The 13,875-nt window shown below is 61.5% G+C and carries 13 protein-coding genes; 7 read left to right on the top strand and 6 right to left on the bottom strand.

Translation table 11 applies throughout. The annotated features are described in order from the left end of the window. Nucleotides 1-296 precede the first annotated feature (296 nt). Genes hemY through hemC form a run of 4 tightly spaced genes read right to left on the bottom strand, consistent with a single transcriptional unit; the run spans nucleotide 297 to nucleotide 4,322 of the window. Nucleotides 297-1,493, bottom strand: coding sequence for a protoheme IX biogenesis protein HemY (hemY, locus tag ACORQT_RS00650; protein WP_033645031.1), 1,197 nt, complete (start codon nucleotides 1,491-1,493; stop codon nucleotides 297-299). Nucleotides 1,494-1,496: 3 nt separating this feature from the next. Then, complete coding sequence (hemX, locus tag ACORQT_RS00655; protein ID WP_033645029.1) at nucleotides 1,497-2,621, bottom strand: uroporphyrinogen-III C-methyltransferase; 1,125 nt, start codon at nucleotides 2,619-2,621, stop codon at nucleotides 1,497-1,499. Nucleotides 2,622-2,643: 22 nt separating this feature from the next. Beyond that, the gene (gene hemD / locus ACORQT_RS00660) at nucleotides 2,644-3,384 is read right to left on the bottom strand and encodes a uroporphyrinogen-III synthase (RefSeq protein ID WP_004934231.1); all 741 of its coding nucleotides are present in this window, start codon (nucleotides 3,382-3,384) and stop codon (nucleotides 2,644-2,646) included. Beyond that, nucleotides 3,381-4,322 (bottom strand): hydroxymethylbilane synthase, encoded by a 942-nt coding sequence (gene hemC, locus ACORQT_RS00665; protein WP_033652430.1) that lies wholly within the window; start codon nucleotides 4,320-4,322, stop codon nucleotides 3,381-3,383. Before hemC ends, hemD begins: the two co-directional genes overlap by 4 nt. 316 nt (nucleotides 4,323-4,638) lie before the next feature. On the opposite strand from hemC, the gene ACORQT_RS00670 reads away from it, so the two are divergent. Continuing rightward, complete coding sequence (locus ACORQT_RS00670; RefSeq protein ID WP_019452546.1) at nucleotides 4,639-7,191, top strand: class I adenylate cyclase; 2,553 nt, start codon at nucleotides 4,639-4,641, stop codon at nucleotides 7,189-7,191. Between the two features lie 36 nt (nucleotides 7,192-7,227). Here ACORQT_RS00670 and cyaY read toward each other — a convergent pair whose 3' ends face one another. Continuing rightward, nucleotides 7,228-7,548 carry an iron donor protein CyaY gene (cyaY, locus tag ACORQT_RS00675; RefSeq protein WP_033645025.1) on the bottom strand — a complete coding sequence of 107 codons (321 nt, stop codon included), beginning with the start codon at nucleotides 7,546-7,548 and terminating at the stop codon, nucleotides 7,228-7,230. 78 nt (nucleotides 7,549-7,626) lie between these two features. Here cyaY and lptM point away from each other — a divergent pair, with 78 nt between their 5' ends. From lptM to uvrD, 6 genes are all read left to right on the top strand, one after another. After that, the gene (gene lptM / locus ACORQT_RS00680; protein WP_084587942.1) at nucleotides 7,627-7,833 is read left to right on the top strand and encodes an LPS translocon maturation chaperone LptM; all 207 of its coding nucleotides are present in this window, start codon (nucleotides 7,627-7,629) and stop codon (nucleotides 7,831-7,833) included. Between the two features lie 71 nt (nucleotides 7,834-7,904). Beyond that, the gene (gene dapF / locus ACORQT_RS00685) at nucleotides 7,905-8,729 is read left to right on the top strand and encodes a diaminopimelate epimerase (protein ID WP_004934244.1); all 825 of its coding nucleotides are present in this window, start codon (nucleotides 7,905-7,907) and stop codon (nucleotides 8,727-8,729) included. Further along, the gene (locus ACORQT_RS00690; RefSeq protein ID WP_042783445.1) at nucleotides 8,726-9,439 is read left to right on the top strand and encodes a DUF484 domain-containing protein; all 714 of its coding nucleotides are present in this window, start codon (nucleotides 8,726-8,728) and stop codon (nucleotides 9,437-9,439) included. The genes dapF and ACORQT_RS00690 overlap by 4 nt, the downstream gene beginning before the upstream one ends. Further along, nucleotides 9,436-10,347 carry a tyrosine recombinase XerC gene (gene xerC / locus ACORQT_RS00695; RefSeq protein ID WP_444859302.1) on the top strand — a complete coding sequence of 304 codons (912 nt, stop codon included), beginning with the start codon at nucleotides 9,436-9,438 and terminating at the stop codon, nucleotides 10,345-10,347. Before ACORQT_RS00690 ends, xerC begins: the two co-directional genes overlap by 4 nt. Further along, complete coding sequence (yigB, locus tag ACORQT_RS00700; RefSeq protein ID WP_033636653.1) at nucleotides 10,347-11,063, top strand: 5-amino-6-(5-phospho-D-ribitylamino)uracil phosphatase YigB; 717 nt, start codon at nucleotides 10,347-10,349, stop codon at nucleotides 11,061-11,063. Before xerC ends, yigB begins: the two co-directional genes overlap by 1 nt. Before the next feature lie 78 nt (nucleotides 11,064-11,141). After that, nucleotides 11,142-13,304: a DNA helicase II gene (gene uvrD / locus ACORQT_RS00705; RefSeq protein WP_025304874.1), complete on the top strand. Its 2,163-nt coding sequence runs from the start codon at nucleotides 11,142-11,144 to the stop codon at nucleotides 13,302-13,304. Between the two features lie 43 nt (nucleotides 13,305-13,347). Here the strand turns inward: uvrD and ACORQT_RS00710 are convergent, their stop codons facing one another. Further along, a complete protein-coding gene (locus ACORQT_RS00710) occupies nucleotides 13,348-13,821 on the bottom strand; it encodes a WbuC family cupin fold metalloprotein (protein WP_025160392.1) in 474 nt (157 codons plus the stop codon). Nucleotides 13,822-13,875: the final 54 nt, after the last annotated feature.

A 13,875-nucleotide genomic window follows, 5' to 3' on the forward strand; every position in this document is an offset into this window, starting at 1 on the left:
AAGTGCAATACCTACAGCGTAGATGCTCATTCCATTTCTTATGTTCGCCTTAGGCTTCATAAACCCTGGGAATGACGCAGAGCCGATTTAGGGTGCCTATCGCCCACGAGAACGATGACTAACCCGTCATCACGCTCAGGGCAAAACGTTGAGTGAGGCACCGCCCCTGTTGTCCTAGACCTGATTGCTTCTTTATACACTTGCCATGCGGCAAGTGTTTTTTTTTGCGCTTCAGCAAGCTAACGGGCAAAAAAAAGCGTGGCACCGAGGCCACGCTTTCTCTGCCGGGCGGGCGGTTATTCGCCGCCGTTCTGTTTCAGCGTCAACATCAGTCCTTCACGCCGCATCTGCGCCGCTTCATCCGAACGATGCAGTTTCTCCAGCGTATCGGCCAGCCAGGCGTAATCGTAGGCGTCCGGACGCTGTTTCAGCGCTTCGCGGAAGGCGTCGGCCGCCTGCTGCCACTCGCCGTGCTTCATCAGCAACTGCCCCAGCGTGCTGTTCAACAGCGGCGTCGCGCCGTGCTGCTTCATCTGCTGACGCAGCGCTTTCTCAAGCTGCTCGGGGTTGCCGGACTTCAGCCGTGGCAGCAACAGCACCAGGCGCTCGTCATATTGGCGTTTCAGGCCGTCGAGCACAATCTCCTGCGCCAGTTCGTGGTCGTTGCATTCGATCAGGTGCTCCACCATCGCGATTTGCAGCGGCACTTCGTGACGCGTCTTGCGGCTCTGATCTTTCCACCAGCGCTTCAGGCCTTCGCTGCCTTCGTCCGCCATCGCCTGATTCATCAGCCCGATGTAAGCCTGTTGCTGCAACGCCTGCAGCTGCTCTTCGCTGTGCAGTTCGATTTTACGCATCGACGGCAGCACTTCCAGCAGCGACGCATAGGCGCCGGTGCGCAGATAGGCTTGTTCCGCCAGGCGCAACACTTCCGGATGGCGCGGCGCTTGGTTCAGCAGGCGATCGACGCCGTGGCGCGCGGCGTGGTTCTCGCCCTGCGCCAGCTGGATGCGAACCCGGGTGATATCCACCGGCAGCTGATCGGTATCGGCGGCTTCGGCGGCCCGCTCCAGATATTGGTTGGTGCGGAAGTCATCGCCGCGTTGCTGCGCAGCCTCGGCGGCCAGCAGATAGTTCACCACCGGCTGTTCGGCGTGATCGGCGTTGCGCGTCATCAGCTTTTCAACCTGCTTGTAGTCGCCCTCCGCCAGTTTGATCAGCGCGGCTTTGGTTTGCTGACGCGCGCGGGTGCGCTTGCGGCCGATAAACCAACCGCGCGTGCGGGCGCCGGTACGGAAGATGCGGCGCAGGATCCACTCGATCGCCAGCAGCACCACGAACAGCAGCACCAACATGATCACCAGGCCGGTGACGCTGGTTTCAATATTGTAGTTATCGGTCTGGATCAGCACATAGCCCTGATGCCCGGCCAACATCGGCCCGAGCACCACGCTGGCGATCACCACCAGGAACAGAAATAGCACGCGTAACATGGCTTAACCCTCCTGATGAGCGGCAGGGGACTGGGTCATCAGGTTGCGCACCCGGGTCTGCATCACTTTTTCGAGCAGCGGCTGGCTTTTCAGCTGATCCGGCACGTCCATCGAGATCGACTGTTGGCTCAGGCTGTCCAGCTCTTCAAGGAAGGCCTTGGTCGCCGGGTCGGTGGTGTCGAAATAGGCGCGCACCCAGGTGGAGACGGTTTCCAGCGACTGCTTGTAGGTCTCGTTCTGGTGACGCGGAATGGCCTGTGCGGCCACCAGCAGGCGCGAACGGATGTTTTCGCGCAGGTAGATGTCCTGATTCGGGGCCAGCAGCGGTTCGGCGCTGGTATCGCGACGGCGGATGGTGATGAAGTCGGCCATGAAATTGCGCCAGCTCTTGGCCAGGTTCTGCCGCCATTCGCCGATCGAGCCGGAGAGCTCGCTGCTGTTTTGATCCATCGGCGCTTCGTCGGTGTCGTTATCGGCCAGGCGTAGGTTATCCACCTGATTGGACAGCTGATTGACCTTGAGGATGATGCCGTCGTAATCGACCTGGGTCAGCGTAGAAAGCGTGCTGATGTCTTCGGTAATGGCGCGGCGCACGTCGAGCAGGCTCGGATCGTTCATGTCCGCCAGGCTGGCGTCGGCGCTTTTCAGCAGCGCGGCGGCGCTGGTCACGTCCTGATCGCTCCATAGCTTGCGGCCGGCCATTTTCACCAGGAAATCGGCCTGCGCCAGCAGCCAGGTTTTGGCGTCGCTGCCGGAGATGGTCGCCACTTTTTCCTGCAGCTCGCTCAGTTGGCGCGCCAGGTTCGCCTGCTCGCGATCGGCGGCGTCCAGGGTTTTACCCTGCTGTTGCAACAAGCCTTCCAGCGCATTTCTTTCCTGCTGCTGGCTCTGCTTCACGCCGTCAAGCTGCTGCTGCAGCGCCTGATTGGCGGCGATCAGCTGTTGTGCCTGCTTGTGCGTATGGTAATAACCGCCCGCGCCGAGGGCGATGACCAGCACGATAGCGATCGCGCCGAGCACCGGGCCGGTGTTCTTGCCTTTGCGGCTGGCAGCGGCTGGCTGCTGGGAGCTCTCAACCGCGGTGGTGGGTTCTTCAACCGGGGCGGCTGGGGTATTTTGTTCCGTCATAGTGGCACATCCCATAGTCAGATTATTGTAGCGCGCGGATCAGCGCGTCATTATCGGCGTTGTCAGCTACCCGAATCGTACGCCAGCCCAATTCCCGGGCGAGGGTAGCCAGGCGTTCGCTCACTACTACCAGGCGGCAACGCAGCAGCCATGAAGAACGATAGTAATCAGGAACTAAAGTATAGAGCTGTTGTAACATTTCACCGCTGGTCACCACCAGCGTATCCACACCGGCGCGCTGCCAGTGGGCGCTTTGCTCGCTGCCGTCGTAGTGCACCGGGCTGCGTTGATAGCATTCATAATAGCTGACCTCGGCGCCGCGCTCGCTCAGCGTCGACCCCAACAGTTCGCGGCCGCCGTTGCCGCGTAAAATCAGCGCGCGTTTGCCCGCCAATTTTTGCAGCGCCGGCAGCAGCAGCAGCGTTTCGCTGATCTCGCGTTCGCGCGGGTATTCCACCGGCAAACTGCTGATGCGGTGCAGCGCCAGCCCGGTGGTGCGGCCGATGGCGTAATAAGCCAGGTGAGCGGGCCAGCTCAGCCCGGCGCGGCCGATAACCGAATCGGCATAACTCACCGAATGTTGCGACAGCACGAAGACCAGATCGCCGGCGCTAAGCTGCTGCAACGCCTGCGGCAGCTTCGGCAGATCGCCGCCCGGCGCGAAGTCGATCAGCGGTGCATGATAGGCAACCCGGCCGAGTGCGCGCAGCCGGCTCACTAACAGCTCCCCCGAAGGCGATGGGCGGGTTACCAGGATCGTCATGCCGGCGGATTTCCCTGATAAACCTTGCGCAGGATCTCGCGCGCGCCGCGCGCCAGCAACTCTTCCGCCAGCTCAACGCCCATCCGTTCGGCCTCGGCGGCCGGGCCGCGGCGTTCGCCGCGCACCATCTGGCTGCCGTCCGGCGCGCCGACCAGGGCGCGCAGCCACAGGCTGTCGCCATCCAGTTCGGCATAGCTGCCGATCGGCACCTGGCAGCCGCCTTCCAGGCGGGTGTTCATCGCCCGCTCGGCGCGCACGCGGGTTTCGGTGGCCGCATGGTTCAGCGGCGCCAGCAGCGCGCGGGTGACGCTGTCGTCGAGACGGCATTCAATGCCGACCGCACCCTGGCCGACCGCCGGCAGGCACTCTTCGGCGCTCAGCGGGCTGCGGATGCGTTGCTCCAGGCCTAAACGCTTCAGGCCGGCCACCGCCAGGATAATCGCGTCGTAGTCGCCGTTGTCCAGCTTGGCCAGGCGAGTGCCGACGTTACCGCGCAGGTCGCGCACGACAAGATCCGGGCGGCGTTCACGCAGCTGGCACTGACGGCGCAGGCTGGAGGTGCCGACCACGCTGCCCAGCGGCAGCTGATCGAGCGAGGCGAAACGATTGGAAACAAAAGCGTCGCGCGGATCTTCGCGTTCGCAAATGGTGGTCAAACCGAGCCCGGCAGGGAAATCGACCGGCACGTCTTTCATCGAATGCACGGCGATGTCGGCGCGGCCTTCCAGCAGCGCGAGCTCGAGTTCTTTAACAAACAGGCCTTTACCGCCGACTTTCGCCAACGGCGTATCCAGAATAACGTCGCCGCGGGTGACCATCGGCACCAACTCGACCTGCAGGCCGGGATGGCAGGCCATCAGACGTTGCTGCACATAATGTGCTTGCCAAAGTGCAAGCGGGCTTTGTCGGGTGGCAATTCGAATAATTTTGTCTAACATGCTTGTTACCGTTTTTATATTTCGCCATCCATCCTACCACTGAGAGTCAATACTGTCAGTGCAAGAAGCCGGAGGCGGAAAAAGGACAACGGAATCAAAGGGACGTGTGATGTGCTTTGGGGCAGTTAACACTGCGGGTAAATCGTTTAGGGAAGCGCTACAATAATTGTGAAGCGTTACCTCCTTTACGGTCAATCAGCAAGGTGTTAAATTGATCACGTTTCCAGCAATAAGTCGCCAAATATTCTTCTTACACTAACGGCGCTTATGGAATACGGGTTTTTTTCTAAACACCGGGATAATCAGGCGAGACGTCTTGTACCTCTACATCGAGACATTGAAGCAGAGACTGGATGCGATCAATCAGCTACGCGTCGATCGCGCCCTGGCGGCTATGAAGCCCGCGTTTCAACGGGTATACAGTCTGCTGCCCACCTTACTGCACCACCACCACCCGCTGATGCCGGGTTACCTGAACGGTAACGTTCCCCACGGCATTTGCCTCTACACGCCTGATGAAACTCAACAAGATTACCTGAACGATTTAGAAGACAAATGGGGCAGCCCGTTTGACAAACCGGCCAGCGGCGAGCTGCCGATCACCGGCGTCTATTCGATGGGCAGCACCTCGTCTATCGGCCAAAGCTGCAGCTCGGATCTCGACATCTGGGTCTGCCACCAGTCCTGGCTGGACAACGAAGAACGCACCCGCCTGCAGCAAAAATGCAGCCTGCTTGAGAAGTGGGCCGCGTCGATGGGGGTGGAAGTCAGCTTCTTCCTGATCGACGAAAACCGCTTCCGCCATAATGAAAGCGGCAGCCTGGGCGGCGAAGACTGCGGCTCGACGCAGCACATCCTGTTGCTGGACGAGTTCTACCGCACCGCGGTGCGCCTGGCCGGCAAACGCATCCTGTGGAACATGGTGCCGGGCGAAGAAGAAGCGCACTACGATGAATACGTGCTGTCGCTGTACGCGCAGGGCGCGCTGACGCCGAACGAGTGGCTGGATCTCGGCGGCCTGAGTTCGCTGTCGGCGGAAGAGTACTTCGGCGCCAGCCTTTGGCAGCTGTACAAGAGCATCGATTCGCCTTACAAGGCGGTGCTGAAGACCCTGCTGCTGGAAGCCTATTCCTGGGAATACCCCAATACCCAACTGCTGGCGACGGACATCAAACATCGCCTGCACCAGGGCGAGATCGTCAGCTTCGGGCTCGACGCCTACTGCATGATGCTCGAGCGCGTCACCCGCTACCTCACCGACATCAACGACACCACCCGCCTCGATTTGGCCCGTCGCTGTTTCTACCTGAAAGTGTGTGAAAAGCTGTCGCTGGCCAAGGCCTGCGTCGGCTGGCGGCGCGAGATCCTCAGCCAATTGGTCAGCGAGTGGGGCTGGAGCGAAGAGCGTCTGGCGATGCTGGACAACCGCGCCAACTGGAAGATCGAGCGAGTGCGCGAAGCGCACAACGAACTGCTCGACGCGATGATGCAGAGCTACCGCAACCTGATCCGTTTCGCCCGCCGCAACAACCTCAGCGTCAGCGCCAGCCCGCAGGATATCGGCGTGCTGACCCGCAAACTGTATGCGGCGTTCGAAGCGCTGCCCGGCAAGGTGACGCTGGTGAACCCGCAGATTTCACCGGACCTGTCGGAAAACGATTTAACCTTTATTCATGTGCCGGTTGGCCGCGCCAACCGCACCGGCTGGTACCTGTATAATCAGGCACCGGCTATGGATTCGATCGTCAGCCATCAGCCGCTGGAATATAACCGCTACCTGAACAAGCTGGTGGCCTGGGCCTATTTCAACGGCCTGCTAACGCCGCAGACCCGCCTGCACATCAAGAGCGGCAATCTGTGCGACACCGCCAAGCTGCAGGAGCTGGTGGCCGACGTTTCCCATCACTTCCCGCTGCGCCTGCCGGCGCCAACGCCGAAAGCGTTGTACAGCCCGTGCGAGATTCGCCATCTGGCGATCATCGTCAATCTGGAAAACGATCCGACCGCCGCCTTCCGCAATCAGGTGGTGCACTTCGATTTCCGCAAGCTGGACGTGTTCAGCTTCGGCCAGCAGCAGCAGTGTTTGGTGGGCAGCATCGATCTGCTGTATCGCAACTCCTGGAACGAAGTGCGTACCCTGCATTTCAGCGGCGAGCAGTCGGTGCTGGAAGCATTGAAAACCATTCTCGGCAAAATGCACCAGGACGCCGCGCCGCCGGAGTCGGTGGAAGTGTTCTGCTACAGTCAGCACCTGCGCGGCCTTATTCGTACCCGCATTCAGCAGCTGGTGTCGGAGTGCATCGAGCTGCGCCTGTCCAGCACCCGGCTGGAACCCGGCCGCTTCAAGGCGGTGCGCGTCGCCGGGCAAACCTGGGGGCTGTTCTTCGAGCGCCTGAGCGTGTCGGTGCAGAAGCTGGAGAACGCGGTGGAGTTTTACGGCGCCATCTCCAACAACAAGCTGCACGGCCTGTCTATCAAGGTGGAAACCGATCAGGTGCATCTGCCGCCGGTGGTGGACGGTTTCGCCAGCGAGGGGATCATCCAGTTCTTCTTCGAAGACACCTCAGACGACAAGGGCTTCAACATCTATATTCTGGATGAGTCGAATCGGGTGGAGGTGTATCACCACTGCGAGGGCAGCAAAGAGGAGCTGGTGCGCGACGTCAGCCGCTTCTATTCCTCGTCGCACGACCGCTTTACCTACGGCTCCAGCTTCATCAACTTCAACCTGCCGCAGTTCTATCAAATCGTGCAGCTCGACGGGCGCACGCAGGTGATCCCGTTCCGCAGCAACGTGCTGTCCAGCCTGTGCGTGACGGTGGCCGACGGCGCCGCTCAGCCGCTGAAGCAGCAGTTCCAGCTGCATTGACGCCGCAAGGGCTCGGTTGCCGAGCCCTGCTTAGCCTCAGGAAAAACTCAGTTCCTCGCCGGCCTGCGCGCTGGCCGCTTCGCTGAGCAGTTGGTAAAACGGCTGCCCGCTGCGATCGCATACCCAGACGCCGTCGCGGTAGTTGAAGTGGTAACCGCCGGCCTTAGTGGCGAGCCACACCTGGTGCAGCGGCTCCTGGCGGTTGATGACGATTTTGGTGCCGTTTTCGAAGCTCAGCGTCATCACGCCGCCATTGGTTTCGTAATCGATATCCGCATCGCCGTCAAAATCGTCCAGTGTCTCTTCAATATTCAGCATCAGCTGGTCGGCCAACTGGTGAAACTCACTGTCGTTCATATTCAATTCCTATTGCTTTTCATGATCCACCTGCGATTATAGAGACCTTGGACGCATGAATTACAGGCATTAATGCAAATGAAAAAACAACTACGCTATGCGCTGATGGCCGTTCTGGTTACCGGCCTCGCCGGCTGTGGTCTGAAAGGCCCGCTTTACTTCCCACCTGCCGACTCCGCCGGCCAAAAACCGGCCAAACCGCCGGTGCAAACGGGCGATCAGCTGCAAAAGAACCAGCAGGAGCAGTCTGGCTCTCAGCAAAAACCGTCGATGGTTGCCCAGTAACACCCGGTTTGCGGTGGCGAGCGCCGCCGCAAAATCAAGACGGATAGCGCGTCCAGATAGCGGAGTATGATATGCAGTTCTCCAAAATGCACGGTCTGGGCAACGACTTTATGGTGGTCGATGCCGTTACACAGAATGTCTATTTTTCACCTGAGCTGATCCGCCGGCTGGCCGATCGGCACCTGGGCGTCGGCTTTGACCAGATGCTGGTGGTAGAACCGCCTTACGATCCCGAGCTGGATTTTCACTACCGAATTTTTAACGCCGACGGCAGCGAAGTGGCGCAGTGCGGCAACGGCGCGCGCTGTTTCGCGCGCTTTGTGCGGCTGAAAGGGTTGACCAACAAGCGCGATATCCGCGTCAGCACCCAAACCGGGCGTATGGTGCTCAGCGTCACCGACGACGATCTGGTGTGCGTCAACATGGGTGAGCCGAATTTCGATCCGCAGGCGGTGCCGTTCCGCGCCGCCAAGGCGGAAAAGACCTACATCATGCGCGCGGCGGAACATACCGTGCTGTGCGGCGTGGTGTCGATGGGCAACCCGCATTGTGTTTTGCAGGTGGATGATGTAAAAACCGCCAAGGTGGAGCTGCTTGGGCCGGTGCTGGAAGGGCACGAGCGCTTCCCGGAACGGGCCAACATCGGCTTTATGCAAGTGGTCAGCCGCGATCACATCAAGCTGCGCGTTTACGAGCGCGGCGCCGGTGAAACGCAGGCCTGCGGCAGCGGCGCCTGCGCGGCGGTGGCGGTAGGGATCCAACAGGAATTGCTGTCAGAAGAGGTGCATGTAGAACTGCCGGGCGGCAGCCTGCATATTCGCTGGAAAGGGCCGGGCAATCCGCTGTTTATGACCGGTCCGGCAACCCATGTCTATGACGGATTTATTCATCTATGAAAAGCGTAGAAGAACAGAGCGTCGCCGGCCTGGCGCTGGATGACGACGCCGTGATGCAGTACCTGCTGCAGAACCCGGATTTCTTTATTCGCAACGCGCGCCAGGTTGAGCAGATGCGCGTGCCTCACCCGGTGCGCGGCACCGTTTCGCTGGTGGAATGGCATCTGGCTCGCCAGCGCAATCACATCGAACGGCTGGAAGAAGAGATCACGCTGTTGATGGAGCAGGCCAGCGCCAACGAAGGGCTGTTCGCTAGACTGCTGCACCTGCAGGCCGATCTGGCCACCGCCGACAGCCTGCAGGACATGCTAAACCGGCTGCAGCGCTGGGCGCGCGGCTTCGGTTTGGCCGGCGCCACGGTTCGGCTGTTCGCCGAGCGCTGGAATATCGGCGCGCCTTCCGATTTCACCCACCTGGCGCTGATGCGTTCGGCGTTCGAGCCGTTCCGCATTCAGCGGCTGGGCAGCGAACAACACTATCTCGGCAGCCTGAACGGCCCCGAGCTGCTGCTGCTGTTGCCGCAGGCCAAACAGATTGGCCAAATTGGCTCGGTGGCGCTGTCGATGTTGGGCGACGACGGCGAGCTGGGCATGGTGATCTTCAGCAGCCGCGATACGCAACATTATCAGCAGGGCATGGGTACGGTGATGCTCAATCAGCTGGCGCGCATGCTGCCGGCGCTGCTGGAACGCTGGATCGAACGCGCATGACGCCGATTGCGCCCAGCCTGCAGCAGCCGGTGGACGCTTTTCTGCGTTATCTCAAGGTAGAACGGCAACTCAGCCCGCTGACGCAGCTCAGCTATTCACGCCAGCTGACGGCGCTGATGCGCCTGGCGCAGGAGATCGGCGTCACCGACTGGACGACGCTGGACGCCGCCCGGGTGCGCATGCTGGCGGCGCGCAGCAAACGCGCCGGTCTGCAGTCCGCCAGCCTGGCGCTGCGGCTCTCTTCGTTGCGTAGCTTCCTCGATTGGCTGGTCAGCCAGGGCGTGCTGCACGCCAACCCAGCCAAGGGCATCCGCACGCCGCGCAGCGGCCGCCATCTGCCGAAAAACATCGACGTCGATGAAATGAACCAACTGCTGGAGATCGATCTCACCGATCCGCGGGCGGTGCGCGATCGCGCCATGCTCGAGGTGATGTACGGCGCCGGCCTGCGCCTCTCCGAGCTGGTGGGGCTGGATTGCCGCCATGTCGATATGGCGGCCGGCGAGGTGTGGGTGATGGGGAAAGGCAGCAAAGAACGCAAACTGCCGATTGGGCGCACCGCCGTCACCTGGCTGGAACACTGGCTGGCGATGCGCGATCTGTTTGGGCCGCAGGACGACGCCATGTTCCTGTCCAATCAGGGGCGACGCATCTCGACGCGCAACGTGCAAAAACGCTTCGCCGAATGGGGCGTGAAGCAGGGCGTCAATAGCCATATCCATCCGCACAAGCTGCGCCACTCCTTCGCCACCCATATGCTGGAGTCCAGCGGCGATCTGCGCGCGGTGCAGGAGCTGCTCGGCCACGCCAACCTGACCACCACGCAAATTTATACCCACCTCGACTTTCAACATCTGGCGAACGTGTACGATGCCGCGCATCCGCGCGCCAAACGGGGGAAATCCTGATGCATTTTTATCGCCCGCTGCGCCCGCTGGCGGCGCTGACTTTCGATCTGGACGACACGCTGTATGACAACCGTCCGGTGATCCGGCAAACCGAGCAGCAGTCGGTGGCCTTCCTGCAGAGCTACCATCCCGGCCTGAACGGCTTCCAGTCGGCGGATTTCCACCGCCTGCGCCAGGAACTGCGCGAGCAGGATCCGGAGATCTACCACGACGTCACCCAGTGGCGCTGGCGCGCCATTCATCTGGCGTTGAGCCGGCAGGGGCTGCGCGACGCCGAAGCGGCGATCGGGGCCGATGCGGCGATGCAGAATTTCGCGCTGTGGCGCAGCCGTATCGAGGTGCCGGAAGCGACCCATGCCACGCTGAAGGCGCTGGCGGCGCGCTACCCGCTGGTGGCGATCACCAACGGCAACGCCGATCCGGCGCAGTGCGGCCTGGACGGCTACTTTCAGTTTGTGCTGCGTTCCGGGCCGGACGGGCGCGCCAAGCCGTATCAGGACATGTATCACCTGGCCGTCGAGCGGCTGGGCGTGGCGCCCGAGCAGATCCTGCACGTGGGCGACGATCTGACCACCGACGTGGCCGGCGCGCTGCGCGCGGGGCTGCAGGCCTGTTGGATCAACGATCGGCAACGCAGCCTGATGCAGGCCGCCGACAGCCGCCTGCTGCCGCATATTGAGATTTCGCAGTTGGCATCGCTGACAGCATTGTTATAATCCCTGCCAGAACTCTGTATAAATTTCCAGTGAAAAACCCGTCGCCGGCGGGTTTTTCCTTAACCATTAGTGGTGCCTATGGACGTCTCCGATCTGCTCGACAGCCTGAATGAAAAACAACGTGAAGCCGTGGCGGCGCCGCGCAGCAACCTGTTGGTTCTGGCCGGAGCGGGCAGCGGCAAGACGCGGGTGCTGGTGCATCGCATCGCCTGGCTGCTGTCGGTGGAGAACTGCTCACCGTATTCGATCATGGCGGTGACCTTCACCAACAAGGCGGCGGCGGAAATGCGCCACCGTATCGAACATCTGATCGGCACCAGCCAGGGCGGCATGTGGATCGGCACTTTCCACGGTCTGGCGCACCGCCTGCTGCGCGCTCATCATCTGGAAGCCAACCTGCCGCAGGATTTCCAGATCCTCGACAGCGACGACCAGCTGCGGTTGCTCAAGCGCATCATCAAGGCGCTGAACGTCGACGAGAAACAGTGGCCGCCGCGTCAGGCGATGTGGTACATCAACGGCAAGAAAGACGAAGGCCTGCGCCCGCAGCACGTCGAGACCTACAACAACCCGGTAGAGGCCACCTGGCTGCGCATCTACCAGGCCTATCAGGAAGCCTGCGATCGCGCGGGGCTGGTGGATTTCGCCGAGCTGCTGCTGCGCGCGCACGAGCTGTGGCTGAACAAGCCGCATATCCTCAACCACTACCGCGAGCGTTTCACCAACGTGCTGGTGGACGAATTCCAGGATACCAACAGCATCCAGTACGCCTGGATCCGCCTGCTGGCGGGCGGCAACAGCAACGTGATGATCGTCGGCGACGATGACCAGTCTATCTACGGCTGGCGCGGCGCGCAGGTGGAAAACATCCAGCGCTTCCTGAAGGATTTCCCCGGCGCGGAAACCATCCGCCTGGAGCAGAACTACCGTTCCACCAGCAACATCCTGAAAGCGGCCAACACCCTGATCGCCAACAACGACGGGCGCATGGGTAAAAACCTGTGGACCGAAGGCGGCGAAGGCGAGCCGATTTCCCTCTACTGCGCCTTCAACGAACTCGACGAAGCGCGCTTTGTGGTCAACCGCATCAAGACCTGGCAAGACAACGGCGGCGCGCTGAACGATTGCGCCATTTTGTACCGCAGCAACGCCCAGTCGCGCGTGCTGGAAGAGGCGCTGCTGCAGACGGCGATGCCGTACCGTATCTACGGCGGCCAGCGGTTCTTCGAACGTCAGGAAATCAAGGATGCGCTGGCTTACCTGCGCCTGATCTCCAACCGCAACGACGACGCGGCCTTTGAGCGCGTGGTCAACACCCCGACGCGCGGCATCGGCGATCGCACCCTCGACGTGGTGCGCCAGGCGGCGCGCGATCGCCAGCTGACGCTGTGGCAGGCGACGCGCGAACTGATGCAGGACAAGGTTCTGGCCGGCCGCGCCGCGTCGGCGCTGCAGCGCTTCATCGAGCTGGTGGAGTCGCTGGCCCATGAAACCGCCGATATGCCGCTGCACGTGCAGACCGATCGGGTGATCCGCGACTCCGGGCTGTTCATCATGTATGAGCAGGAAAAGGGCGAGAAGGGACAGGCGCGCATCGAAAACCTTGAGGAACTGGTGACGGCGACGCGCCAGTTCAGCTATCAGGAAGAAGATCAGGATCTGATGCCGCTGCAGGCATTCCTGTCGCACGCGGCGCTGGAGGCGGGCGAAGGCCAGGCCGACGCCTATCAGGACGCGGTGCAGCTGATGACCCTGCACTCAGCCAAGGGGTTGGAGTTCCCGCTGGTGTTTATCGTCGGCATGGAAGAAGGCATGTTCCCGAGCCAGATGTCGCTGGACGAAGGCGGCCGTCTGGAGGAGGAGCGCCGTCTGGCCTATGTGGGCGTGACGCGCGCCATGCAGAAACTGACGCTGACCTATGCTGAAACGCGCCGTCTGTACGGCAAAGAGGTTTATCACCGGCCGTCGCGCTTTATCGGCGAATTGCCGGAGGAGTGCGTGGAAGAAGTGCGCCTGCGCGCCAGCGTATCGCGCCCGGTCAATCACCGCCGCATGGGCACGCCGATCAGCGAGAACGACACCGGTTACAAGCTGGGCCAGCGCGTGCGTCATCCCAAGTTTGGCGAAGGCACCATCGTCAATCTGGAGGGCAGCGGCGAGCACAGCCGGCTGCAGATCGCCTTCCCGGGTGAGGGCATCAAATGGCTGGTGGCGGCCTACGCGCGTTTGGAAACGGTATAAAGAGAGAGGCGTTGCAGGGGCCAGCCCCTGCAACCTTTCACGATCAGTGAGGGTACCGGTCGCCGACCTGTGCGGTGGCATACCAGCGCATCACCGCTTCGGTGCCTTCACCGCCTTCCTGCGGCGCCCACTGCATGCAGTCTTCTTCGGTCAGCGCCTGATACGGGCCCTGCTTCACTTCGAACACTACGCCGCCGGCATCGACCGACAGCACCGCATGCCAGGTAAAGGCCGGCATCTCCAGCACTTTGGTTTCTTCGCCGAGCAGGGTGCGCTGTGTTACGACGCCGTCATCGTTGAACTGCAGCACCACAAAGCGGCCGCGCAGCGGCGTCAGCAGCTCCCAGGTTTGCGGGTGGCGGTGCGGGCGGATATAGGTGCCGGGTTCCATGGCGATCGCCAGGCGTTGCACCGGGTCGCTCAGCTCTTCGTGTAAGGTGCGGTGCGCGCGCAGGCGGGCCACGCTGGCGGCCTGTTCGCTCATCGCGGTCAGTTCATGGGCGGTAATCTGTTTCATCATTTAAATCCGCATGCTTGTCGTACCATTAGGGTGATGTCATCTTAGCAACAT

This window comes from Serratia sp. (in: enterobacteria) (genome assembly GCF_052400455.1).
In the GTDB taxonomy this organism is placed as follows: domain Bacteria; phylum Pseudomonadota; class Gammaproteobacteria; order Enterobacterales; family Enterobacteriaceae; genus Serratia; species Serratia ureilytica.